The 22,707-nt window shown below is 61.7% G+C and carries 22 protein-coding genes; 13 read left to right on the top strand and 9 right to left on the bottom strand.

Annotated features, from left to right (window positions below; translation table 11 throughout):
• Nucleotides 1–125 precede the first annotated feature (125 nt).
• The 6 genes from R8L07_13985 (at nucleotide 126) to greB (ending at nucleotide 6,316) form a co-directional block, all read left to right on the top strand.
• Nucleotides 126–1,508, top strand: a complete 1,383-nt coding sequence (locus R8L07_13985) for an aspartate aminotransferase family protein (GenBank protein MDW3206640.1) — start codon at nucleotides 126–128, stop codon at nucleotides 1,506–1,508.
• A 168-nt stretch (nucleotides 1,509–1,676) separates the two neighbouring features.
• Nucleotides 1,677–2,771, top strand: a complete 1,095-nt coding sequence (locus R8L07_13980) for a spermidine/putrescine ABC transporter substrate-binding protein (protein ID MDW3206639.1) — start codon at nucleotides 1,677–1,679, stop codon at nucleotides 2,769–2,771.
• Between the two features lie 98 nt (nucleotides 2,772–2,869).
• Entirely contained in the window at nucleotides 2,870–3,799 is a 930-nt protein-coding gene (locus R8L07_13975) for an ABC transporter permease (GenBank protein MDW3206638.1), read from the top strand.
• A 4-nt stretch (nucleotides 3,800–3,803) separates the two neighbouring features.
• On the top strand, nucleotides 3,804–4,649 hold the full coding sequence (locus R8L07_13970) for an ABC transporter permease (protein MDW3206637.1): 846 nt from the start codon (nucleotides 3,804–3,806) through the stop codon (nucleotides 4,647–4,649).
• On the top strand, nucleotides 4,646–5,743 hold the full coding sequence (locus tag R8L07_13965; GenBank protein MDW3206636.1) for an ABC transporter ATP-binding protein: 1,098 nt from the start codon (nucleotides 4,646–4,648) through the stop codon (nucleotides 5,741–5,743). Before R8L07_13970 ends, R8L07_13965 begins: the two co-directional genes overlap by 4 nt.
• 9 nt (nucleotides 5,744–5,752) lie before the next feature.
• Nucleotides 5,753–6,316 (top strand): transcription elongation factor GreB, encoded by a 564-nt coding sequence (gene greB / locus R8L07_13960; GenBank protein MDW3206635.1) that lies wholly within the window; start codon nucleotides 5,753–5,755, stop codon nucleotides 6,314–6,316.
• Nucleotides 6,317–6,322: 6 nt separating this feature from the next.
• Here the strand turns inward: greB and R8L07_13955 are convergent, their stop codons facing one another.
• The 8 genes from R8L07_13955 to R8L07_13920 form a co-directional block, all read right to left on the bottom strand.
• Nucleotides 6,323–7,126: a phytanoyl-CoA dioxygenase family protein gene (locus R8L07_13955; protein ID MDW3206634.1), complete on the bottom strand. Its 804-nt coding sequence runs from the start codon at nucleotides 7,124–7,126 to the stop codon at nucleotides 6,323–6,325.
• Nucleotides 7,127–7,238: 112 nt separating this feature from the next.
• The gene (locus R8L07_13950) at nucleotides 7,239–7,640 is read right to left on the bottom strand and encodes a response regulator (GenBank protein ID MDW3206633.1); all 402 of its coding nucleotides are present in this window, start codon (nucleotides 7,638–7,640) and stop codon (nucleotides 7,239–7,241) included.
• 133 nt (nucleotides 7,641–7,773) lie between these two features.
• A complete protein-coding gene (locus R8L07_13945; protein MDW3206632.1) occupies nucleotides 7,774–8,208 on the bottom strand; it encodes a thioesterase family protein in 435 nt (144 codons plus the stop codon).
• Complete coding sequence (locus tag R8L07_13940) at nucleotides 8,205–9,008, bottom strand: alpha/beta hydrolase (GenBank protein ID MDW3206631.1); 804 nt, start codon at nucleotides 9,006–9,008, stop codon at nucleotides 8,205–8,207. Before R8L07_13940 ends, R8L07_13945 begins: the two co-directional genes overlap by 4 nt.
• 16 nt (nucleotides 9,009–9,024) lie before the next feature.
• Nucleotides 9,025–10,332 carry an O-acetylhomoserine aminocarboxypropyltransferase gene (locus R8L07_13935; GenBank protein MDW3206630.1) on the bottom strand — a complete coding sequence of 436 codons (1,308 nt, stop codon included), beginning with the start codon at nucleotides 10,330–10,332 and terminating at the stop codon, nucleotides 9,025–9,027.
• A 507-nt stretch (nucleotides 10,333–10,839) separates the two neighbouring features.
• The gene (locus R8L07_13930) at nucleotides 10,840–11,637 is read right to left on the bottom strand and encodes a 3-hydroxybutyrate dehydrogenase (GenBank protein MDW3206629.1); all 798 of its coding nucleotides are present in this window, start codon (nucleotides 11,635–11,637) and stop codon (nucleotides 10,840–10,842) included.
• A gap of 89 nt (nucleotides 11,638–11,726) precedes the next feature.
• Nucleotides 11,727–12,737, bottom strand: a complete 1,011-nt coding sequence (locus R8L07_13925) for an NADP-dependent oxidoreductase (GenBank protein MDW3206628.1) — start codon at nucleotides 12,735–12,737, stop codon at nucleotides 11,727–11,729.
• A gap of 18 nt (nucleotides 12,738–12,755) precedes the next feature.
• A complete protein-coding gene (locus R8L07_13920) occupies nucleotides 12,756–12,938 on the bottom strand; it encodes a DUF1192 domain-containing protein (protein ID MDW3206627.1) in 183 nt (60 codons plus the stop codon).
• A 93-nt stretch (nucleotides 12,939–13,031) separates the two neighbouring features.
• Between R8L07_13920 and R8L07_13915 the strand changes: the two genes are divergently transcribed.
• Complete coding sequence (locus R8L07_13915; GenBank protein ID MDW3206626.1) at nucleotides 13,032–14,042, top strand: NAD(P)H-quinone oxidoreductase; 1,011 nt, start codon at nucleotides 13,032–13,034, stop codon at nucleotides 14,040–14,042.
• A 2-nt stretch (nucleotides 14,043–14,044) separates the two neighbouring features.
• Here R8L07_13915 and R8L07_13910 read toward each other — a convergent pair whose 3' ends face one another.
• The gene (locus R8L07_13910; protein ID MDW3206625.1) at nucleotides 14,045–15,826 is read right to left on the bottom strand and encodes a M3 family oligoendopeptidase; all 1,782 of its coding nucleotides are present in this window, start codon (nucleotides 15,824–15,826) and stop codon (nucleotides 14,045–14,047) included.
• Between the two features lie 121 nt (nucleotides 15,827–15,947).
• Between R8L07_13910 and R8L07_13905 the strand changes: the two genes are divergently transcribed.
• The 6 genes from R8L07_13905 (at nucleotide 15,948) to R8L07_13880 (ending at nucleotide 22,699) form a co-directional block, all read left to right on the top strand.
• Nucleotides 15,948–17,762: an AMP-dependent synthetase/ligase gene (locus R8L07_13905; GenBank protein MDW3206624.1), complete on the top strand. Its 1,815-nt coding sequence runs from the start codon at nucleotides 15,948–15,950 to the stop codon at nucleotides 17,760–17,762.
• Between the two features lie 4 nt (nucleotides 17,763–17,766).
• On the top strand, nucleotides 17,767–18,387 hold the full coding sequence (locus R8L07_13900) for a glutathione S-transferase family protein (protein MDW3206623.1): 621 nt from the start codon (nucleotides 17,767–17,769) through the stop codon (nucleotides 18,385–18,387).
• Between the two features lie 131 nt (nucleotides 18,388–18,518).
• The gene (locus R8L07_13895; GenBank protein MDW3206622.1) at nucleotides 18,519–19,334 is read left to right on the top strand and encodes an alpha/beta hydrolase; all 816 of its coding nucleotides are present in this window, start codon (nucleotides 18,519–18,521) and stop codon (nucleotides 19,332–19,334) included.
• Between the two features lie 56 nt (nucleotides 19,335–19,390).
• On the top strand, nucleotides 19,391–20,752 hold the full coding sequence (locus tag R8L07_13890; GenBank protein ID MDW3206621.1) for an AarF/ABC1/UbiB kinase family protein: 1,362 nt from the start codon (nucleotides 19,391–19,393) through the stop codon (nucleotides 20,750–20,752).
• Nucleotides 20,753–20,950: 198 nt separating this feature from the next.
• The gene (locus R8L07_13885; protein MDW3206620.1) at nucleotides 20,951–22,270 is read left to right on the top strand and encodes a Re/Si-specific NAD(P)(+) transhydrogenase subunit alpha; all 1,320 of its coding nucleotides are present in this window, start codon (nucleotides 20,951–20,953) and stop codon (nucleotides 22,268–22,270) included.
• A gap of 3 nt (nucleotides 22,271–22,273) precedes the next feature.
• Complete coding sequence (locus tag R8L07_13880; GenBank protein MDW3206619.1) at nucleotides 22,274–22,699, top strand: NAD(P) transhydrogenase subunit alpha; 426 nt, start codon at nucleotides 22,274–22,276, stop codon at nucleotides 22,697–22,699.
• Nucleotides 22,700–22,707: the final 8 nt, after the last annotated feature.

Raw genomic sequence — 22,707 nt, 5'->3', positions numbered from 1 at the left:
CGGCACACCCGATCGGTGGCCGGGCACATAAATGTGATCACATCTCTTTCTTAATGTGATCACATTTGCTAACGTCGCCCCGCCGGTCGCCCGGCCTGTGCCTGTAGTCTAAAAGGAAATCAGAGATGACCGAGATTCGCCGCAACCTCGACGTCGAGGAACTGGTCCGCCTGGACACCGCCCATCACATGCATCCGTTCACGGATTACAAGGGCCTGGCAGGTGAAGGCGGCTCGCGCATCATTACCCGCGCCGAAGGCGTCTATCTCTATGACGGGCACAACAACAAGATTCTGGACGGCATGGCCGGGCTGTGGTGCGTCAATGTCGGCTACGGCCGTGACGACCTGGCGGAAGTGGCATACCGCCAGCTGAAGGAGCTGCCCTACTACAATACCTTCTTCAAGACCGCCCACGCGCCGTCGATCGAACTGGCCGCGAAAGTGGCGGAGAAGCTGCCGGCGAATTTCAATCGGGTCTTCTTCGCGAATTCCGGTTCCGAAGCAAACGACACCAACGTCCGGATGGTGCACCACTATTGGCAATGCGCCGGGAAGCCGGAGAAGCGCTTCATCATCGGGCGTGAAAACGCCTACCACGGCTCGACCGTGGCCGGCGCGGCATTGGGCGGCATGGCCCCGATGCACAAGCAGGGCGGCAAGCTGATCCCGACGATCCACCATGTCATGCAACCCTACTGGTACAAGCTGGGCGGCGAGATGACCCCGGCCGAGTTCGGTCTGCACGCGGCGAAGTCGCTGGAAGACCGGATTCTTGAACTGGGTCCGGAGAACGTTGCGGCCTTTATCGGCGAGCCGATTCAGGGCGCCGGCGGCGTGATCATCCCGCCGGAAACCTACTGGCCGGAGATCAACCGCATCTGCAAACAGTACGACATCCTGCTGATCGCCGACGAGGTGATCTGCGGCTTCGGGCGCACCGGCAATTGGTTCGGACTGGAGACATTCGGCATCGAACCGGACCTGATCACCATGGCGAAGGGTCTGTCCTCCGGCTACATGCCGATTGCAGCGACCGGCGTCTCGGACCGGGTCGCCGACACGATCACCGCCCATGGCGGCGAATTCTTCCACGGATATACCTATTCCGGGCACCCGGTTGCCTGCGCCGTGGCCCTGAAGAACATCGAAATTCTGGAATCCGAAGGCCTTGTCGAAAAGACGGCGACCGAGACAGGGCCGCATCTGGCCAAGCGCCTGGCGGAGTTCAACGACCATCCGCTGGTCGGCGAAACCCGCAGTGTCGGTCTGATCGGCGCCATTGAACTGGTGAAGAACAAGGAAACCCGCGAACGGTTCGAACCAGCCGGCAAGGTCGGCACCATGTGTCGCGACCATTTCTTCAAACGCAACGCGATCATGCGGGCCTGCGGCGATGCCATGGTTCTGTCGCCGCCGCTGATCATCGAGAAGGACGAGATTGACGCGCTGATGTCCGTGACACGCGAATGTCTGGACGCCACGGCGCGCGACCTGGGGATGATGTGAGCCGCGAGGGACCGCGGAACGCATTGACAGGGGACCCCAGAAAATGCCCTGATTCGTCGAATTGGTCGGCCCGCTAGAGCCTTCCCGACACGAGTCAGGGGTAAAGCCGGCGAACCGGTGTGGCAACGACCGCGACCGGGACCGGGAACCAGTAGAGGAGAACAGGGAATGACAGGTAAGTTTCACAAAGGACTGACGCGTCGCAGCATGCTGCAGGCGACGATGGCCGGGGCCGGTGCGGCCTGGGCCGGAATTACCCTCGGCCCGAAGGCGCATGCCGCCGCTCACGGGGAGGAGCCGAAGGTCAATTTCTACAACTGGGACACCTATATCGGCGAAACGACGCTGTCGGACTTCGAGAACCAAACGGACATCGAAGCCAACATGTCGCTGTTCGCGGACAATGACGAATTGTTCGCCAAGCTTCGGGAAGGCAATCCGGGCTTCGACGTGATCGTCCCGTCCGACACCTATGTAGCGCGCATGATCGCCGCGGACATGCTGGAGCCGCTGGACTACAGCATGATCCCCAACGTGAAGAATCTGAATCCGCTGTTCACCGACGCGGACTACGATCCTGGCCGCAAGTACTCCGTGACCTACATGTGGGGCACGATGGGTGTCGGCTATCGCAAAAGCGCGGTACCCGGCGGCATCACCAGCTGGTCGCAGATCTTTGACAGCGACGCGTTCTCCGGCCGGATGGCGATCCTGTCCGAAAGCTCTTCGATGATCGGCATGGTGTCGATGTATCTGGGCACGGGCATGAACCCACGCACCCAGGAAGAAATCGACGCGGCAGTGGACCTGCTGATCAAGCAGAAACCGCATTTCAAGACGATCGCGGAGGACAATGGGCAGGACCTGCTGCTGTCCGGCGAAGTCGACGTCACCATCGAGTGGTCGGGCGATATCGGTCAGGTCATGCTGGAAGACGACGACATCGACTATGCCATTCCGAAGGAAGGCTCCCTGATCTGGGCGGACAACCTGGCCATCCCGAAGGACGCACCGCATCCGATGAATGCGCACAAGTTCATCAACTACATTCTGGATGCCCAGGCCGGCGCGCTGATTGCCGACTACATCCAGTATGCCACGCCGAATGAGGCCGCCCGCGCGCTGCTCAACGACAGCTACAACAAGAATCCCTCGGTCTTCCCGCCGGAAGACGTGCTGGCCAAGTGCGAATGGGGCGAATATCTGGGTGAAGACGTCTCGCGCATGCAGGACGAAGCCTGGACCCGGTTCCTGGCGGCCTGATCGCCGTAAGGGAAACCGATTGATATCCGACCGCGGCGCGCGGTCCGAAATGCTGCGCGCCGCGATCGGAACCCGGTCAACGAGGGGGCACGACCGGCATGGAGCCTTGGCATAAGTTCCGACAGGTATTCTGGGCCGTCGGCATTCCGCCGACCTTCTGGCTCGTACTTTTCTTTCTGATACCGCTCGGCCTGATCTGGCTGTTCAGTTTTGGCGAAAAGGTCGGCGTCGTCGGAATCGACATCACCTGGACGCTCGACAACTACGCGCGTGTCTTTAATGCCGACATTCTGACGATCTTCTGGAAGTCGCTGTGGATGGCCGGCATTGCGACGCTGATCTGCCTGTTTATCGGCCTGCCGGTCGCGCTCGGCATCGTTTATGCGCCCCGTCAGTGGAAAGGCCTGCTGCTGCTGGGCATCATGCTGCCCTTCTGGACAAATCTGCTGATCCGCACCTATGCGCTGATCGCGGTCCTTCGCACGCGCGGCTATGTTAATTTCACGCTGGAATGGATTGAGGCGCAGATCCAGGCGCTGTTCAATCTGGTCGGTATGGGCGGCGTTGCGCTCGCCCTGTTTGGCGAGCGGTACCAGCCGCTGGAACTGCTGTACAACGACCAGGCCGTGATACTGGGACTGGTCTATGTCCATCTGCCCTTCATGGTCCTGCCGCTCTATGCTGCGCTGGAGCGTCTCGACCGGTCCTATCTGGAGGCCAGCCTCGATCTCGGCGCTGGCCATCTTCGAACGCTCTGGAATGTGGTCGTGCCGCTGGCGCTGCCCGGCATCATTTCCGGTATCATCATCACCTTCATCCCGGCGCTGGGCAGTTTCCTGACTCCGGACCTGCTGGGGGGACCAGACAGCACGATGATCGCCACGATCATCGAACGCCAGTTCAAATCGGCGAATGACTGGCCCTTCGGGTCGGCGCTGTCCTTCCTTCTGATGTACATCACCTTCGGGGCCCTTGCGATCCGCGCGCTGATGGCACGGCGCGGCGGTCGCGACGGGCTGGAGGGCTGACGCGATGGCAAAGAAGACCCTCTTCGGACGCGAACCGGCCGGGCCGCTGGACTATCTGCGGAAATGGCCGCTGGTCACGATCATGGTCATGACCTTTCTCTTCCTCTATGTGCCCTTGCTGACACTGATGGCATTCAGTTTCAACGACAGTCGGCGCAACATCGTCTGGCGCGGCTTTTCCACCAAGTATTACGAAAAGCTGTTCGGCAACGAAGACCTGATGATCGCCTTCGGGAATTCCATGACGATCGCCCTGGTCTCCACCGTCGTCTCGCTGGTCCTTGGGGCGATGGTGGCGATCCTGCTCTGGCGTTTCCGGTTCCCGCTGAAGCCGCTCTACGAAGGCACGATGGCCCTGCCCATCGTCATTCCCGAGATTTGCATGGGCGTGGCCATGCTGGCCTTCTTTGCCCGTATCGGCTGGCCCAACGATCTGCCCTGGCCCATAAATCTGGGCAACATCACCATCGCCCATATCAGCTTTACCTTCCCCTTTGTCGCCGTCATCGTCCGGGCGCGTCTGGCAGGCTTCAACCGGGAGCAGGAGGAGGCCGCCCGCGATCTGGGCGCCAGCGATTGGCAGGTCTACCGCGACGTCATCATCCCGCACATGAAGCCCGGTCTGGTCGCGGGCGCCCTGCTGGCCTTCACCCTGTCGCTGGACGACTTCGTCATCACCTTCTTCACCTCGGGCCCGGATACCGTGACCTTCCCGGTCAAGGTCTACTCCATGGTCCGTTTCTCGGTGACGCCGGAGGTCAACGCGGCTTCAACCGTTCTGATCGTCATCACCGTCTTCCTAACCGCCATCGCCATGTGGCTGCAGAGCAAAGGGGCCGATAAGAAATGACCGACGGCGCCAAGACAATCATCGGCATCCGTTCCGTAACCAAACGCTTCGGCAGCGAAGTCCTTGCCGTCGACAACGTGTCGATCGACATCAAGGAGGGGGAGTTCTTCGCCCTGCTGGGTCCCAGCGGCTGCGGCAAGACCACCCTGTTGCGCATGATCGCCGGCTTCGAAGTGCCCAGCGACGGCACAGTCGAAATCGATGGCCAGATCATGGACGATGTGGCCCCGAACAAGCGGCCCGTGAACATGGTCTTCCAATCCTACGCGGTCTTCCCGCATATGACCGTCGCGGACAACGTCGCCTATGGCCTGAAAATGGATCGCGTGCCGGCGTCGGAAACCAAGGAACGGGTCGAGGAGGCCCTGGGGCTGGTTCAACTTCCGGGATACGGCGACCGCATGCCCGATCAGTTGTCCGGTGGTCAACGCCAGCGGGTCGCCCTGGCGCGCGCGCTGGTGAAGCGTCCGAAAGTGCTGCTGCTGGACGAACCGCTATCGGCCCTCGATGCCAAACTGCGCGAGGCCATGCAGCTGGAACTGCGCAATCTTCAGGCCAAGGTCGGCATCACCTTCGTCATGGTGACCCACGACCAGGATGAAGCGCTGAGCATGGCGGATCGTGTTGCGGTAATGGAATCCGGGCGCGTCCGCCAACTGGCCCATCCGCGTGATCTCTACGAATATCCGAACTGCCGTTTCGTGGCCGATTTCATCGGCAAGATGAATCTCTTCGAAGGGTTCGTGAAGACGGCGTCGGGCGGTGAAATTTCCGTCAATATCGACGGTATCGGCGACATCCGGCTACCCTTTGACGGGTCGGCAAAAGGCAAGATCGGTATCGCCATCCGGCCGGAGAAGGCCATGGTCTCGGCGGAGAAGCCGTCGGATGACGAGTGCCTCGCCCTGGAAGGCCGCGTGACGCAGGTTGCATATTACGGCAATGAGAGCCATGTCTTCGTCAAAACCGAATCCGGGTTGGATTTTTCGGTGACGACGCAGAACAGTGAACGATCCGTCGTCGCGACCACCAATCCGGGCGACCGTCGCTGGGTGAGCTGGCGCCGGAAAGACACGTTGGTCCTGGCCGAGTAAAGAGTTCCCATGAGTAAGGCGTTTACCAAGGAATCCGATTCCGAAGAGGAAGAGGACCTGCCCGACGGCGCATCAACCCTGCCGCGCGGGACGAAAAACTATATGACCCCCGCAGGCTACAAGCGACTGCAGTCTGAGCTGCAGCACCTGTTGCGCGAAGAACGGCCGAAGGTTGTCGACATCGTATCCTGGGCGGCGGGCAACGGCGACCGGTCTGAAAACGGCGACTACATCTACGGCAAGAAACGGCTGCGCGAGATCGACCGACGCATACGGTTCCTCACCAAGCGGCTGGAAATCGCCGAGATCGTCTATCAGGAACGCCAGACCAACCGCGACCAGATATTCTTCGGCGCCACGGTGACCTTTGAAAATCACCGCGGAGAGGAAAAGACGATCCGAATTGTGGGCGTCGACGAGGCCCGTATCGAACGCGGGGAGGTCAGTTGGGTCTCCCCCATTGCCCGGGCGCTGCTGAAGGCGGAAGAGGGTGACGTCGTCAAGGTTCAGACACCGACGGGCCCGGAGGAAATCGAGGTGGTCGAAATAGCCTATAACGGCGACGAGGACTAGGCTGGCTCAGCCCGTCTGCCAGGTCGCGTTACGGCGCCGGTCGACCTCTTCCCGCAGGGCCATAAGGTCTGGATCAAAATCCTGCAGCACGGGCGGCAGGGCATCGTAATAGCCATACTCGTCCCTGCCCCGCATCAGGATCGCACATTCCCGAGCCTGAACCTTTTGGCGCACGCCTGGCTTCATGAACACGGCATTGAACCCGATCCGTCGGTCCGAAGACCGGTTCGGCTGCGACGCATGCATCGTCCAGCCGTGATGCACCGACAACTCACCCGGCGCCAAAGCCGCCGACACTGCGGCCGCCTCATCGACATTCTGAATGGTCTGACCGCGTGAGAGGATATTGTCCGCCTCTCGCAGATCGACATGATGCTGCTTCCCGATGGTATGGGATCCGGGGATCATCCGCATGCAGCCGCTTTCCACGGTCGCCGGAGACAGGGCCAGCCAGGCGGAGACGATGTCATCCGTGTCCAGCCCCCAATAGGTCAGATCCTGATGCCAGGACACCTTCTTCATGTTGCCCGGCTCCTTGATGATATAGGCGCATTCATAGGCCATGACGTCCGGCCCCAGAATGGCCTCGACGGCATCCAGCAGTCTTGGATGCCGAAGCAATCTGTCCGCGCTTCGGAAAATCAGATTGGGAAACAGCACATAATGCATGGACCCGCCGAACCTGGTCTCGGCGACCTCCAATTCACGGCGAAACGTCGCCGCCTCCTGCGGATCCAGAATGGGTATGCCGGTGACGAACCCGTCCCGAAAATAGCGGTCACGCAAGGAAGCGAAGTTTCCGTCCGGCATGGCGGCCCCCGTCGGTTTCTGACTTCCGGAAGCGTGAGGAGGATCGTTCACAAGGGCAAACGAATCATTCTTCTGCTGATGATCGAGTTATTCGATGGATCGCCGGGTCGGCTTACGAGGAAAGATACCGCCCGTTTTCCATGGAGGGAATTCGGAGCGATTCCATCTCCTCGATATCTGCGTCCGAAACCGGCTTCTCGATGCCCCAGAACGCCCCCAGTTCCTCAGCCAGATGCGCATAGCTGACGCCCGCAGCCATTTCCGTACCGCTCATCGCCACAACCGGTACCTTGATGCCGCTGCTGGCCATCCATCGCATCAGTTCCAGCCCGTCCATCCCCGGCATGATCACGTCCATAAGCACGAGGCTGAAGCGTTCTCCGCCCAGCATGTTCATGGCGGTAAACGCATCGCCCGCTTCAACGCAAGGAATTGATTTATTGCGGAAACGCGCCTTCAGGACCTCTCGGGTCGGGGCATTGTCATCGACAATCAGAACAGGCGCATAATGCATTGAGGGCAACCTCTCACTAAGTCACCCGAAGCTAGATATATCCGATCCGGCAAGAAGCTCAAGACATATTACAATTTTCGCAGACAATTTCGCCGGATATGCGCAACCATGCGGATCAGCCGGAGAGGCAAGCCTAGACGGCAACCAAAGGTGCAACGGCGTCGCGTACCATCTGCGGAACACGAACGGTTTCGCGGGTCTGGCGATCGACATAGACATGCACGAAGTGACCGAAGGCGGCGCACTCTGCGTCGGCATCCCTGAACAGGGCTATCTCATAGGTGATCGACGAATTGCCGATCCTCGGCACCCGCAGGCCCGCGTGAACCGTATGCGGAAAGGAAATCTCCTTCATGAATCGGCATTTCGTTTCGACCACTAGGCCGATTACCGGGGAATTCACGACATCCAGCCCCGCCTTGCGGATCAGGTGCTCATTCACCACCGTGTCGAAAAAGGAATAGTATTCGACATTGTTCACATGCCCGTAAGGGTCCTGGTCCATCCAGCGCGTCGGTATCGCCAGAAGATGCCGAAAGTCCGACCGGGTCGGCAGGTCCGCGCTCATCCCGCGACTTTCCGGATCAGCGACATCAATGCCATGCAGCTCTCGCGCGGGGCCTCGACCGTCATCATATGTCCGGCGGCGTCCAGGATCGTCGCCTCCGCCCCGTCAATCGCGTCGATCAGCGGCTGTGCCACCTTGACCGGTGTCATCTTGTCGCCGCGCCCGAGCAGCAGTTGCGTCGGGCAGGACACCTTTGCCGCCGCCTCCAGCGCGCCCTGATAGTCGTTGCAGGCCGCCAGATCGGCATGCAGCACGCCCGGTGCCATGCGATCGATCAGTATGACCGCCTGGCGCAACATCCAGATGCCATGGCTGGGGTTACCCCCGCGATGGGCACGGCTGCCATGGCCCCAACCGGCGATCAGTTCCGCCGCCGTCAGCTTGTCGTTCCTGGCCGCATCCAGCAGAGCCGGATGGACCGGCATCTTCGCCGCCACACCGCACAGGCCCAGCCCCGCGCATCGATCGCCCAGACGCGAGGCGGCTTCCAACACGGTCAGCCCGCCCATGGAATGCCCGATCAGGATCGGCCGCTCGATTTCAAGGCTGTCGACCACCCGGATCACGAAATCGGCCAGTCCCCCGATACTGTCGATCGCAGGACCGGGTGACCGGCCATGTCCGGGAAGGTCCAGGGACAGCACGGATGCGCCGTGATGGGCAATGTAGCGATTCTGACCGCCCCAGATCGAATGATCGCACCCGGCCCCGTGAACCAGGATCGCAACAGGCTTCTTCGGATCGAACGCGGCCCCGCCGGTATTCGCGAGTACCGGACCTTCCTTCATGTCGATGATCATCGAGAATCCGCTCCCCTTACTCAGCGGCTGCCAGTTTGTAGGCGCGGCGAAGCGCCTGATTCAGATCTGCGATCAGGTCATCCGGGTCTTCCAGCCCGACCGAAACCCGAATCAGATCGTCCCCGATACCCGCCGCGGCCAGTTGTTCCGCGGTCATCTGCTGATGGGTCGTGGAGGCCGGATGCAACACCAGGGATTTGGCGTCGCCGACATTGGCCAGATGACTGAACAACTCGACCGATTCGATGAACTTCGCCCCGGCGGCGCGGCCACCTTTCACCCCGAAGGCCAGCATGGAACCGGGCCCTTTCGGCAGGTAACGCTGTCCCAAATCATGGTCCGGATGACTTTCCAGGCCCGGATAATTGACCCACTCTACGGCTTCATGCGCCGCCAGAAAATCAGCGACCTTTCTGGCGTTGGCCACATGGCGGTCCATGCGCAGCGGCAGCGTCTCGATCCCCTGCAGCAGGTGGAAGGCATTTGCCGGGCTCAGCACCGCGCCGAAATCCCTCAGCCCTTCGGCCCGGGCACGCATGATGAACCCTGCCGGCCCGTACTCCTCGGCGAAGACGATCCCATGATACGCCTCGTAAGGTTCGGTAAGGGTCGGGTACATGTCAGCATGCGCGAACCAGTCGAACCGGCCGGAATCGACCAGGACACCGCCCATGGCCACCCCGTGTCCGCCCAGCCATTTCGTCGCGGAATGCATGATGATGTCCGCGCCGTGATCGAACGCCTTGCAGAGATAGGGCGTGTTGAAAGTCCCGTCGATCATCAGGGGCAGCCCGTGTCGGTGGGCAACATCCGCCACCGCTTCGATATCCAATACCTCCAGATTCGGATTGCCCAGGATCTCCGCAAAGACCAGCCGTGTTTCGGGGCGAATTGCGGCCTCGAACTCCTCCGGCTTGCGCGGGTCGACCAAGGTCGCCGTGATGCCGAAGCGCGGCAGCGTGTGCAGGAACATGTTGATGGACCCGCCATAAAGCGACTTGGACGCGACGATATGGGCGCCCTGTCCCATCAGGGTGGAGATCGCCAGGAACAGTGACGCGTGACCGCTGGCCGTGGCGACGGCACCGACACCACCTTCCAGGGCCGCCACCCGCTCCTCCAGCACAGCAACCGTCGGATTCGAGATTCGCGAATAGATGTGGCCGGGGCGCTCCAGATTGAACAGCGCTGCAGCATGATCCGTATCATCGAAGACATAGGACGTCGTCTGATAGATCGGCACGGCGCGCGCGCCGGTCGTCGGATCAGGCTGCTGCCCGGCATGCAGGCTCAGGGTATCGAATTTCAGGAAGTCGGGCTTCATCGGCGGAATCTCCTTATCGGAAGCGACCGATCCACCGAAGGAAATATCCGGGACGGCGGCTCTGATGACCGCAGTTTAACCCGTCCGGACCGGCCTCTGCCAAGACCATAAGACATGAAAAGACCGCCGAATTGGCGGTCTTTTCGTATCCCACGGTACTGGCGTCGAGTTTTCCCCGATCTCCCTGCACCCCCTGTTCAACTTGCCTCACGGTCGAGACGGTACCGGGCCTTTTCCGCGCGGTCAACAGTCTTGTGGCCCCCGCCCCATGCTTGTGGGTGATTTTGTGAACAGGCGGTAACAATCATTCGTTTGCGAATGAATTGTTACAGGAATCCCGCAAAAAAAATTGGCCGCCAGAGGCGGCCAAGTAGAACAGGGGGTCTAAGAGTGTCTTGCGGCCCCGAACAAGGGGGGTGGGGCCGAGGGGTAGACATCCTCAGGATAGGGCTGGAACCCTAACAAAGGGTTAACTGAAATCGAATATGTGTTGGGCATACGGTTTCGTTAGCGCGCCGTCCAGCCGCCATCGACGGGCAGGGAAATACCTGTGATCTGATCCGCGGCCGGCGAGCACAGGAAGACGAGACATCCGCCAAGTTGCTCCGGCGTCACGAACTCCATGGAGGGCTGCTTTTCCGACAGGATTTCGGCGGCGGCTTCATCCACTGAACAGCCCAGTTCACCGGCCTTCGCCTCGATCTGCCTTTCGACCAGTTCGGTGCGGACCCAGCCCGGATTGATCGCGTTGCAGGTGATGGCCTCTTCCGCGGTTTCCAGCGCGGTTACCTTGGTCAGGCCGACAATGCCGTGCTTGGCCGCGACATAGGCCCCCTTGTTGACACTGGCCACGAGCCCGTGGGCAGACGCGGTATTGATGACGCGTCCCCATCCGCCGCGCCGCATTTTCGGAAGCGCTGCCTTGGTCGCGTGGAAGGCGGAGGTCAGATTGATCGCGATGATCGCATCCCACTTGTCCTCCGGGAAAGCTTCCAGCGGGCTGACATGCTGAATGCCGGCATTGTTCACCAGAATATCCATGGACCCGAATGTCGCGTCGGTCTGCTCGACAGCGTCCGCGATTTCCTCGGCCTTCATCATATTGGCGCCGTGGAAGCGGATTTCCTGGCCGGTTTCCGCCGCCAGCGCCGCCCGGGTCTTTTCGATTTCAGCTTCGTCACCCAGGCCGTTGAGCATCACATTCGCCCCGGCCAGGGCCAATGCCCGCGCCATCGCAAGACCGATTCCACTCGTCGACCCGGTCACCAAGGCCGCACGGCCCTTCAACAATCCAGTCTGCGACATTCCTCTACTCTCCTGATCCTGGCGCCTTCGGGGCGCATGTTCGTTCCGCCAGACCCTAACTTGCTGCACCGCAAAAACAAGGTCGGGAATCAGACCCGCACAACCTGCTTCCCGAAATTCCGCGACGTCAGCAAGTTCAGAAAGGCCGTGGGCATCTGTTCGATACCCTCAAGTACGTCCGTCCTGAAGGTCAGCTTCCCGTCCGTTTCCCATTGCGCCAGTTGACGGCGTGCCTCGGGATACCGGGCTACGTGGTCAAAGATCAGGAAGCCTTCCATTCTGGCACGCGCGACAAGGATCTTGCGCATGAAGCGTTCGCCGATGTCCGGTGCGTCGAACTGCCCGGCCAGACTGATCGTGCCGCAGATGATGACCCGTGCGCCCAAGGCAAGATTGTTCATTGCCGCGTCATGGATTGGCCCCGCGGTATTGTCGAAGAAGACATCGACACCGTCCGGGCAGGCGTCGGCAACGGCACGTCCCAGGTTCGGTACTTCGCGGTAGTTGATACCGGCATCGAAGCCGATCTCGCGACACCAGTCCAACTTGTCCTGACTGCTGGCGACAGCCACGGCGCGGGCGCCGCGGATCTTGGCGATCTGCCCGACGACCTGCCCGACGGCCCCGGATGCCGCCGAAACCAGAACCGTCTCGCCCTCTTTCACTTTGCCGATCGTATCCAGCGCAATCAGCGCCGTAAGGCCGGGCATTCCGAGATAGCTGAGCCAGGCATGCTCTGGCGCATCGATGGACGGGTCGACACGGGTCAGGCCGTCACCGGACACAGCGGCATATTCGCGCCAACCGAACCCGATGGTCTCGAACAGGTCGCCCGGCTGCCAAGCGGGATGGCGGCTCTCCACCACCTCGGCGACGGCGCCGCCATGCATAGCTTCACCGACGGAAACGCCGCCGGCATAATTCGCCTGCTTCGAGATTCGGCCCCGCATATAAGGGTCGACCGAAAGCCAGCGCGACCGGCCCAGCACCTGTCCGTCGGAAAGGTCGGGAATCTCACGCTCCTCCAGCCGGAAAGTCCTGTCGTCCGGCATGCCTGTCGGATGTTCCGCCAGAACCCAGGTTTTGTTGGTGCCCGTCATGTCGCACTCCTCGCAATGTCAGGATTTAAAGAAGCTCTCGGCAGCGCCCCGGGCATCCTTCTTGGCCGCGATCTTCTCACGGACCCGGGAAATCTCGGCTTCCAGTTCTTCGATATACTCGCCCAGCGCCTCGATGCTCATCGTGTCCAGGTCCATCGGCTGGATGCCCTTCGGCTTCGGGCGCTCTTCTTCGTCGAACATGGTCTGTGCCTCCCTTGCGGCGGTGACGGTGGACTGTCAGTATCGCGCCCGCCCGTCGGTCCGCAAGACCGGGATCAGCAAAGGAGTTTCGCCATGTCCGTACCCGCCCAGATGACCGCTGTCGAGATCACCGAACCGGGCGGGCCGGACGTTCTGGTCGCCGGGCAAATGGCCACGCCGTCGCCGGCACCGGGCGAAGTCCTGATCCGCGTTCATGCAGCGGGCGTCAACCGGCCCGATGTGATGCAGCGCGCGGGCGCCTACCCCCCACCGCCGGGCGCCTCTCCCCTGCCCGGTCTGGAGATCGCTGGAGAGGTGGCGGCCCTCGGCGACGGGGTGCAATCGCTGCAGATCGGCGACAAGGTCTGCGCCCTGACGCCCGGCGGCGGCTATGCACAATATTGCACCACCCCGGCCGAGCACTGTCTACGCCTACCGGAGGGCTATGACATGGTACGCGCAGCCGCCCTGCCCGAGACCTTCTTCACGGTCTACTACAACGTCTTCATGCGGGCCAAGCTGACCGCCGGAGAGCGCATTCTGATTCACGGCGGCTCCAGCGGCATCGGCACGACCGCGATTCAACTTGCCAAGGCTTTCGGCGCCCAGGTCGCGGTCACCGCTGGCAGCAACGACAAATGCCGGACCTGCCTAGAGCTGGGCGCGGATCTGGCCATCAATTACCGCGAAGGCGAATGGGCGGAACAGGCCAAGGGGTGGACCAAGGACATGAACGGCGGGCCGGGGCTGGATGTCATCCTGGACATGGTCGCCGGCCCGTATGTCGATCAGGGGATCAAGCTGCTGCGCCGCGACGGGCGTTATGCCTTCATCGCCTTCCTGAAAGGGCCGAAGACCGAAGTCGACTTCACCCGCGTGCTGATGAACCGGTTGACGATCATGGGATCGACCCTGCGTCCCCAGACCGTCGCGGAGAAGGCCGCCATCGCCGACAATCTGCGCCGGGATGTCTGGCCGCTGCTCGATTCAGGCAAGGTCGCGCCGGTGATCCACCAGACATTCCCTCTGTCCGACGCGGCCGCGGCGCACCGGCTGATGGAAAGCTCCGATCACATTGGAAAGATTGTCTTGACCCTGGATTAAGGTCAGAAGGTCGCTTCCAGTTCGTCGATGAACCCTTCCAGGACGCCCAGGCCCAGTTTCCAGAAATCCGGATCGGACGCATCCAGTCCGAACGGCGCCAACAGTTCCTTGTGTCGCAAGGTCCCGCCTGCCGACAGCATCTCCATGTATTTCGTCTGGAAGCCCTCAGGCTCCGACTCGTACTTCGCGTATAGGGCGTTCACCAGACAATCCCCGAACGCGTAAGCGTAGACATAGAAGGCCGAATGGATGAAGTGCGGGATATAGGCCCAGTAATTTCGATAATTCTCATCGAAGCGGAACACGTCGCCCAGGCTTTCCTCGCTGACCTGCATCCACAATTCGCCGATCCGATCCGGTGTGAGTTCCCCGTTCCGACGTTCGTCATGCACCAGCCGCTCGAACTCGCAGAAGGCGATCTGGCGCACGACCGTGTTGATCATATCCTCGATCTTGGACGCCAGCACGGCGCGGCGAGCCACCGGATCCTTCGTCGCGGCCAGCATGCTCTTGAACGTCAGCATCTCGCCGAAGACGGATGCGGTCTCCGCCAGGGTTAGCGGCGTATCGGCCATCAGGTGGCCCTGTTTCGCGGCCAGCACCTGATGCACGCCATGCCCCAGTTCATGCGCCAGGGTCATGATGTCCCGCGCCTTGCCCTGGAAATTCAGCAACAGGTAGGGATGCGCGGATGGTACCGTCGGATGCGCGAAGGCACCGCCCGCTTTCCCGGGTCTCGGCGGAACGTCGATCCAGGCATTGTCGAAGAACCGCTTCCCGACCGCTGCCATGTCCGGAGAGAAGGCCGAATAGGCATCCATGACGATCGATTGTGCATCGTCCCAGGTGAAGGTGCGATCATCGTCGGCCGGCGGCGGGGCCAACCGGTCCCAGTAATCCAGCTTGTCCCGGCCCATCCATTTCGCCTTAAGCCGATAATAGCGGTGCGAGATGCGCGGATACATGTCGCGCACGGCCTGAATCAGCGCGTTCACAACCTCGTCTTCGACCTGATTGGCCAGATTGCGGGACGAGATCGGTCGCGCAAAACCGCGCCATTTGTCCTCGACTTCCTTGTCTTTCGCCAGCGTATTGGTGATCAGCGCAAAGGTAGAGATGTTCTCCCCGAGAACGGTCCCCAGCACCTGACTCGCCTCCTTGCGGACGGCGGCATCGCGATCCTGCATCTTGTGCAGGATTTCCGTCTGGGTCAGCAATTCCTCCCGGAACGGGAACCGCAGACTGGCGGAGGTCTCGTCGAACAGGCGCATCCATGCGCCGCTGCCCGCAACGCTCTTGTCCAGCAGCAGGCGCTCCACTTCGTCGGACAACTGATGCGGACGGAACAGACGCAGCGCATCCAGCCACGGCCGATAGCGTCGCAGCGCCTCGCTCTCCGCCAGTCGGGCGTCCAGCGCCTCGTCCGAAACCTTGTTCAGTTCCAGAGTGAAGAACAGCAGATGGCCATTCGCTTCCGTCGCCTTCTCGCGCATCGTTTGATAGAACTGACCGATCTTCGGGTCGGTGACATCCCCGGCATGCAGCAGCTGCGCGTAACTCATGACCCGCGACAGCACCTCGTCGATCGCCTCATATTCGGTGATCGCTTCGGCAAGCTGTGCCCCTGTCAGACCATCGACCTTTCCCGAAAACCGGCTCTCGAACGCCTGCGCCCGGGCCATTGTCTTTTCGACATCCTGTTTCAGTTCCTGCGAATCAGGGGCCGGATAGAGGTCGGTAAGGTCCCAGACGGGCAGGTCGGCGGCGGCATGCGTATCAGGCATCGTACTTGTCTCCTTCTTTCACATCCGTATCTATGTTTGTTTGGGGACCGGAACAAGGCATCGAAAGAATGCCGACTGTCCGTCCCGCCGGGGAAACATCCAATTACAAGAGCCGAGGGCGATGCTGGATTATGCGTCTATTCCGAACCTGCCGACCCTGTTCTTCGATCAGGCGAAGCGCTGGGGCGACACACCATTTCTGTGGGCGAAGTCGGACGGGCGCTGGCGGCCGACCAGTTGGGCCCAGACCGCACAACGGGTCGCGAAGCTGGCCTATGGGCTGAAGCAGGCCGGCGTGAAGCCGGGCGACCGCGTCATGCTGGTGGCGGAGAACCGCCCGGAATGGATGATCACCGACCTGGCGATCATGACCCTGGGTGCCGTCGCGGTCCCGACCTATACGACCAACACGGTCGAGAACCACATCCATGTGATGCGGGATTCCGGCGCGAAGATCGCCGTTTGCTCAACGGCGCAACTGGCAAAGCCGGTCATGGCGGCCGCGACCCGTGTCGGCATCGAAACGGTGGTGGTCATGGAATGGCCGGGCGCCGTGCCGCAGGGCATGCGGATCTACGGCTGGGAAGACCTGCTGGGCATGGCGAAGGGCCAGAAAGAGGCCAGCGTCGAAGCAACGGCGGAACGCGCACGCAGCCTGGACCGGAACGCCATGGCGGCCATCATCTACACGTCCGGGACTGGCGGTGTGCCGACCGGGGTGATGCTGAGCCACGGTAACATGCTGTGCAATGTGATGGGAGCGGATGAATTTCTGCGGACGCTGCCCGGTCTCGACGACGGCACGGAGGTATTCCTGTCCTTCTTGCCGCTCAGTCATTCCTATGAGCACACGGTCGGTCAGTTCGTCCCAATTTCCATCGGTGCACAGGTCTACTACGCCGAGGGCCTGGACAAGCTGGCGCAGAATATCATCGAGACCCAGCCGACGATCATGACCGCCGTGCCGCGCCTGTACGAAAACATGCGCGGCAAGATCCTGCGCGGCGCGGAGAAGGTCGGCGGAACGAAGGAAAAACTGCTCCTGAAGGCCATCGAACTGGGATCGAAACGATATGAAGATCCCGCATCGCTGAGCCTTGTCGAGAAAATCCAGGACTTCTTCCTCGACCTGCTGGTCCGGCGCAAGGTCAAGGCGCGGTTCGGCGGACGCCTCAAGGCCTTCGTTTCCGGTGGGGGACCGCTCAACTACGATGTCGGGCTGTTCTTCGTCTCCCTGGGATTGCGCGTGCTGCAAGGCTATGGCCAGACCGAAGCGGCGCCGGTTGTCTCGGTGAACCGGCCGGATATCAACGATCTGACCACGGTCGGACCGCCGCTTGTCGGGGTCGATGTGAAGATCGCCGAAGACGGTGAGATCCTCGTGCGTGGCGAACTTGTCATGCTGGGATACTGGAACCAGCCCGACCGCACGGCGGAGACGATCAAGGACGGCTGGCTGCATACCGGCGACATCGGTGAGATGGACGAGCTGGGCCGTATCCGGATCACCGACCGGAAGAAGGACATCATCGTCAATTCCGGTGGCGACAACATCTCTCCGCAACGCGTCGAGGGCATTCTCAGCCTGCAGCAATCCATTGCCCAGGTCATGGTCTATGGCGACAAGCAATCGCACCTGGTCGCCCTGATTGTCCCGGATGCCGACTGGCTGCGCGAATGGCGGGCGAAGAACCGCAAGAAAGGGGAAGGCTGGGCGGACCTGATGCAGGACGACGATCTGCGCAAGGCGATACGCGCGGCGGTCGACGATGCGAACAAGGATCTGAACCCGATCGAGAAGGTCCGAAAGTTCACATTGGCGGATGAGCCGTTCAGCGTCGACAACGACATGCTGACCCCGTCGATGAAAATTCGCCGGCACATCATTCGCGAGAAATATGCGGATCGATTGAACGCGCTTTACGGAAAAGGCTGAACGAATGAAGCTCTATGGCGTCTACCTGTCCCCTTACACCCGGCGCGTGGCGATCGCCCTGAACATTCTGGACATGCCGTTCGAGCATGACGGTCTGCGCATCTTCGAAACGCCGGAGCCGGTGCGGGCGCACAATCCGCTGGTCCGGGTGCCGACGCTGGTGATGGATGACGGCAGTTCCCTGGTCGAAAGCTGGGCCATCCTGGATGAGCTGGACCGGCTTGCCGGTCCGGAAAGGGCTCTGGCCCCGGCGGCGGGCACGAAGCGCCGTGAAGTACTGCAGATCGCGGCTTATGGCGTCGGTGTAATGGAGAAGGCGCAATGGGCGTTCTATGAGCGCCGCTTTCATCCGGAGGAAAAGGTCCATGAGCCCTGGGAAGCCCATAATGACGCTCAGGTCGTCGCCGGTTTGAAGCATCTGGACGGCATCGCGGCGGCGGCGGGCGCGGACTGGCTGGCCGGCACGGACAGCGTCAGTCATGCCGATATCGCGGCCGCCGTCGCGCATAGCTTCGTTCGGGCTGTTCGGCCGAAGCTCGATGCGGACACGATCGCGCCCGCCTTGTCGGCCTTCACCGCGCGTTGCGAGGCCCTGCCTGCCTTCAAGGCCTGCCCGCTGCCCTGACCGGCCTTCAACAAGAGCACCGTGCGAGCCCGCCTACCGGTCCGAAGCCCATCGGTTGCACATCGCCGGCCCCGCCTTTGCCGGCGCGTCGAGCCGGTTTAGCGTCCCGTCCGACACGAAAGGAGCCCGCATTGAACTCCGATTTGCTCAATCTGGAGATCCTGACCGCTCGACCACCGGAAGGCGTGCCGGTCCGACCGACGCCCCTGGTCTTTCTGCATGGTGCCTTTGCCGGAGCCTGGTGCTGGTCGGAACGGTTCCTGCCCTATTTCGCAACGCTGGGCTATCGATGCTACGCGCCCTCCTTTCGCGGTCATGGCGACAGCGACGGACAGGCGCAACTCGACCGGTACGGCATCGCGGATTACGTCTCGGACCTGGCATCGGTCGTGCGCGACCTTGACGTTTCCCCGATGCTGATCGGGCATTCCATGGGCGGTTTCGTTGCGATGAAGTATGCCGAAACCCGGGAGGTGGCAGGGCTGGCCCTTCTTGCCTCGGTCCCGCCCGGCGGCCTGATCGGCCCGTCCATGAGCCTCGCGACCTGGAACCCGATGCTGATGTTCGAAATCGGCATGGCCCAGGCCGGAGCTCCGGGTGCGGTCAGCATGTCCGGTCTGCGTCAGGCGCTGTTCTCGGATCGTGTGCCGCCGGAAAGGGTCGAACGATACATGCCCCAGATGGGCGGTGAGTCGTCCCGTGCCGTCGCGGAAATGCACGGCACCATCCGTGTCGATCCGAATCGCCTGCGCGGACGTATTCCCCTGTGCGTCATGGGCGCGCAGGAAGACGGTCTGATCCCGCCGGCCTTCATTCGGTCCACGGCCCGGCAATTGGGCGTCGAGGCGACCATTCTGGACCGGGCCGGGCATGGCATGATGCTGGACGAAACCTGGCAAGCGACGGCCGATGCCCTTGCCCGGTGGATGCGCGCGAACGATATCTGAACCGGCGGTCAGGGTCCCTGCCCTGCGTCGCACCCGGTCGCAAAACGAGGGGCAGCATGTCCGACGACACATCTGAAAGATACAATGACGACGCCAGTTTCACCGGGCAGGTCCGCCGGGTCGCCCAGGTCGGCGGCGCCATGGCCGGGCTGGGTGCGCGTCTGGCCGGTGCCCGCTATCTGGGTGTCAAACTGGACAAGGACCAGCACGCCGGTCAGCTCAAGGCGGCAATTGGCGGCCTGAAGGGACCGCTGATGAAGGTTGCTCAGATTCTGGCGACAATCCCGGACGCCCTGCCCAAGGAATATGCCGAAGAACTGCGCCAGTTGCAGTCGAACGCTCCGTCCATGGGGTGGCCTTTCGTCCGGCGCCGCATGAGTTCCGAACTGGGACCGGGCTGGACCAAGAAGTTCGGCACCTTCGAAAAGGAAGCTGCCCACGCCGCGTCATTGGGTCAGGTCCACCGCGCACGGCTGGAAGACGGGACGCAGCTGGCCTGCAAGCTTCAATACCCCGACATGGCCTCGGCCATCGACGCGGATCTGAGGCAGTTGAAACTGATCTTTTCGATCTACGAACGTTACGACAAGGCGATCTCCACCCGCCGGATCTATGAGGAGCTGTCGGAGCGGCTGCGTGAAGAACTGGACTATACCCGCGAAGCCAACGCGATGCGCCTCTATACGGACATGCTGGCCGAGGAAGATCGGGTGCATATCCCGGAACCGGTCCAAGACCTGTCGACCAAGCGGCTTCTGACGATGACCTGGCTCGACGGGCGGCCGCTGATGGATTTCCGTGAGGCACCACTGGAGACACGGAACGAACTGGCGCTTTCGATGTTTCGGGCGTGGTATGTCCCCTTCTATTATTACGGTGTCATTCATGGGGACCCGCATCTCGGCAATTACACGGTGCGCGCCGATGAAAGGTCGATCAATCTTCTGGATTTCGGCTGCATCCGTGTTTTCCCGCCCAGCTTCGTTCAGGGGGTCATCGATCTGTATCGGGCTCTGCGCGACGACGATATGGACTTAGCCGTGTACGCGTACGAAAGCTGGGGGTTCGAGAATGTCACGAAGGAACTCCTGGATGTTCTGAACATCTGGGCCCGATTCCTGTATCGCCCGCTGATGGAGGACAAGGTCCAGCGCATCCAGGAATCCGACAGCGGCCAGTTCGGCGCCAAGATTGCCGGGCAGGTGCAAAAGGAACTGGTTCGGCTCGGCGGCGTCCAGCCACCGCGGGAATTCGTTCTGGTCGACCGGGCGGCGATCGGGCTCGGCTCGGTCTTCATGCATCTCAAGGCCGAAGTAAACTGGCACCGGCAATTCCATGAACTGATCGACGACTTCGATGCCAACCGTCTGGAAGCGCGGCAGAAAGCGGCACTCGCCGGGTCCGGATTGGCCCGGTGATCCACGCGCTGTGGCGGCGCATGATAGACGCCATTCATTAGAATGATACAAAACTTCAATACAACAAATTACAAAACTGCTCTTTTCTTTTCTCGATTGGTGTCCATATCCCCGTTATCATTCGCGAAATTCGGGCCAGCCGCGCGACAAAACGCGCCGATGGTCCGACTGTGCAGTTAAGGGGAAAAGGATAATCCCATGAAGATCGCGGTTCTGAAGGAACGGCGCGCCGGGGAAAAGCGCGTCGCCGCCTCGCCTGATAGCGTGGCCAAGTTCATCCAGTTGAACTGTACGGTCACGGTGGAAAGCGGCGCCGGAGAGTCCGCCTCCATTTCGGACGACGCATTCAAGGAAGCGGGCGCCCAGATTGCCAAATCTCCGGCCGAAACGATCAAGGGGGCCGATCTGGTCCTCAAGATCGCGCGCCCGACCGATGACGAAATCAAACTGTTTGCCAAGGGACAGGCGCTCGCCTGCCACGCATACGCCCTGACAGAGAGCGACATGGTGAAGAAGCTCGCAGCCCAGGGGGTGACGCTGTTTGCCATGGAACTGGTGCCGCGCATCACGCGGGCGCAATCGATGGACATCCTGTCCAGTCAGGCGAACATGTCGGGCTACAAGGCGGTGCTGGATGCCCTGCAGTACTACGGGCGCGCATTGCCGATGATGTCGACCGCCGCCGGGCGCGTGAACCCGGCCAACGTCTTCGTCATGGGGGTCGGCGTCGCCGGGCTTCAGGCCATCGCAACAGCAAAGCGCCTGGGCGCCATCGTCTGGGCAACCGACGTCCGCCCGGACACCAAGGAGCAGGTGGAAAGCCTGGGGGGCAAGTTCCTCGCCGTCGAGAACGAGGAATTCCAGCAGGCCCAGACCGAAGGCGGCTACGCCAAGGAAATGTCGGACGATTACAAGCGCCAGCAGGCCGCACTGATCGCCGAGAAGATCAAGACGATGGACATCGTCATCACCACGGCCCTGATCCCGGGCCGCCCGGCACCGGTGCTGGTGACCGAGGACCATGTGAAGTCGATGAAGCCCGGCGCGGTGATCGTCGACCTGGCCGTTGAAACCGGCGGGAACTGCCCGCTGAGCGAATACGGCAAGGTGGTGACCAAACACGGCGTCACGCTGGTCGGCCACGACAACGTGCCCAGCCGTCTGGCGGAAACGACGAGCCAGCTTTTTGCCCGCAACCTGCTGAACTTCCTGACACCGATGATCGACAAGGAAAGCGGCGCGCTGACGATCGATACCGAAGATACGGTCGTCGCCGGCACGCTGGTCTGTCGCGACGGAGAGATCGTCCATGATCGCGTGAAGGACGCGGTCGGCGCGTCACCGGCCAAGAAGGCGGCATCGAAATCCGGCGCGGCAAAGAAAAAGTCCGGCTCCAAGAAGTCCGCCAAGAAAGCGGCCGCCAAAAAGGCCCCCGCCGCCAAGTCGGCGGAGGCGCCCGCAGCGAGTCCGGAAGAAACGAAGACCGCCGATGGCGGCACCGAAAAGAAGGAGGGCTGATCGATGGATCAACAGACCCTTAGCGATACCGCGGCCACCCTCAAGGAACAGGCGCAGGCGCTTGCCGATCAGGCCGCCGCCCTTTCCGACAAGGTTGCCGCCATGGACCCGACCGGCGCCGTCGCCGCGGCCGAAGCGGCCACCGGCACGCCGTTCCTGCACCTCTTCACGGCCTTCGTCCTAGCCTGCGTCGTCGGCTACTACGTCGTCTGGTCGGTCACGCCGGCGCTGCATTCGCCGCTGATGGGCGTTACCAACGCCATCTCGTCGGTCATTATCGTCGGCGCGCTGATTGCAGCGGGCCCGACGGACCTGAACCTGTCCAAGGTTTTCGGCTTCATTGCCGTGGTCCTGGCCAGCGTCAACATCTTCGGCGGCTTCGTGGTGACGAACCGGATGCTGTCGATGTTCAAGAAGAAACAGCGCTAAGCGCGGCG

The sequence above is a fragment of the Alphaproteobacteria bacterium genome (assembly GCA_033344895.1).
GTDB lineage: Bacteria > Pseudomonadota > Alphaproteobacteria > UBA8366 > Aestuariispiraceae > Pacificispira.
This window is presented reverse-complemented; position numbering and strand designations above follow the sequence as displayed.

What these genes read in the sequence shown, in the direction of transcription:
- R8L07_13985 (MDW3206640.1), top strand. Translation starts at nt 126, where the DNA reads ATGACCGAGATTCGCCGCAACCTCGACGTCGAGGAACTGGTCCGCCTG.
- R8L07_13980 (MDW3206639.1), top strand. Translation starts at nt 1,677, where the DNA reads ATGACAGGTAAGTTTCACAAAGGACTGACGCGTCGCAGCATGCTGCAG.
- R8L07_13975 (MDW3206638.1), top strand. Translation starts at nt 2,870, where the DNA reads ATGGAGCCTTGGCATAAGTTCCGACAGGTATTCTGGGCCGTCGGCATT.
- R8L07_13970 (MDW3206637.1), top strand. Translation starts at nt 3,804, where the DNA reads ATGGCAAAGAAGACCCTCTTCGGACGCGAACCGGCCGGGCCGCTGGAC.
- R8L07_13965 (MDW3206636.1), top strand. Translation starts at nt 4,646, where the DNA reads ATGACCGACGGCGCCAAGACAATCATCGGCATCCGTTCCGTAACCAAA.
- greB (MDW3206635.1), top strand. Translation starts at nt 5,753, where the DNA reads ATGAGTAAGGCGTTTACCAAGGAATCCGATTCCGAAGAGGAAGAGGAC.
- R8L07_13955 (MDW3206634.1), bottom strand. Translation starts at nt 7,126, where the DNA reads ATGCCGGACGGAAACTTCGCTTCCTTGCGTGACCGCTATTTTCGGGAC.
- R8L07_13950 (MDW3206633.1), bottom strand. Translation starts at nt 7,640, where the DNA reads ATGCATTATGCGCCTGTTCTGATTGTCGATGACAATGCCCCGACCCGA.
- R8L07_13945 (MDW3206632.1), bottom strand. Translation starts at nt 8,208, where the DNA reads ATGAGCGCGGACCTGCCGACCCGGTCGGACTTTCGGCATCTTCTGGCG.
- R8L07_13940 (MDW3206631.1), bottom strand. Translation starts at nt 9,008, where the DNA reads ATGATCATCGACATGAAGGAAGGTCCGGTACTCGCGAATACCGGCGGG.
- R8L07_13935 (MDW3206630.1), bottom strand. Translation starts at nt 10,332, where the DNA reads ATGAAGCCCGACTTCCTGAAATTCGATACCCTGAGCCTGCATGCCGGG.
- R8L07_13930 (MDW3206629.1), bottom strand. Translation starts at nt 11,637, where the DNA reads ATGTCGCAGACTGGATTGTTGAAGGGCCGTGCGGCCTTGGTGACCGGG.
- R8L07_13925 (MDW3206628.1), bottom strand. Translation starts at nt 12,737, where the DNA reads ATGACGGGCACCAACAAAACCTGGGTTCTGGCGGAACATCCGACAGGC.
- R8L07_13920 (MDW3206627.1), bottom strand. Translation starts at nt 12,938, where the DNA reads ATGTTCGACGAAGAAGAGCGCCCGAAGCCGAAGGGCATCCAGCCGATG.
- R8L07_13915 (MDW3206626.1), top strand. Translation starts at nt 13,032, where the DNA reads ATGTCCGTACCCGCCCAGATGACCGCTGTCGAGATCACCGAACCGGGC.
- R8L07_13910 (MDW3206625.1), bottom strand. Translation starts at nt 15,826, where the DNA reads ATGCCTGATACGCATGCCGCCGCCGACCTGCCCGTCTGGGACCTTACC.
- R8L07_13905 (MDW3206624.1), top strand. Translation starts at nt 15,948, where the DNA reads ATGCTGGATTATGCGTCTATTCCGAACCTGCCGACCCTGTTCTTCGAT.
- R8L07_13900 (MDW3206623.1), top strand. Translation starts at nt 17,767, where the DNA reads ATGAAGCTCTATGGCGTCTACCTGTCCCCTTACACCCGGCGCGTGGCG.
- R8L07_13890 (MDW3206621.1), top strand. Translation starts at nt 19,391, where the DNA reads ATGTCCGACGACACATCTGAAAGATACAATGACGACGCCAGTTTCACC.
- R8L07_13885 (MDW3206620.1), top strand. Translation starts at nt 20,951, where the DNA reads ATGAAGATCGCGGTTCTGAAGGAACGGCGCGCCGGGGAAAAGCGCGTC.
- R8L07_13880 (MDW3206619.1), top strand. Translation starts at nt 22,274, where the DNA reads ATGGATCAACAGACCCTTAGCGATACCGCGGCCACCCTCAAGGAACAG.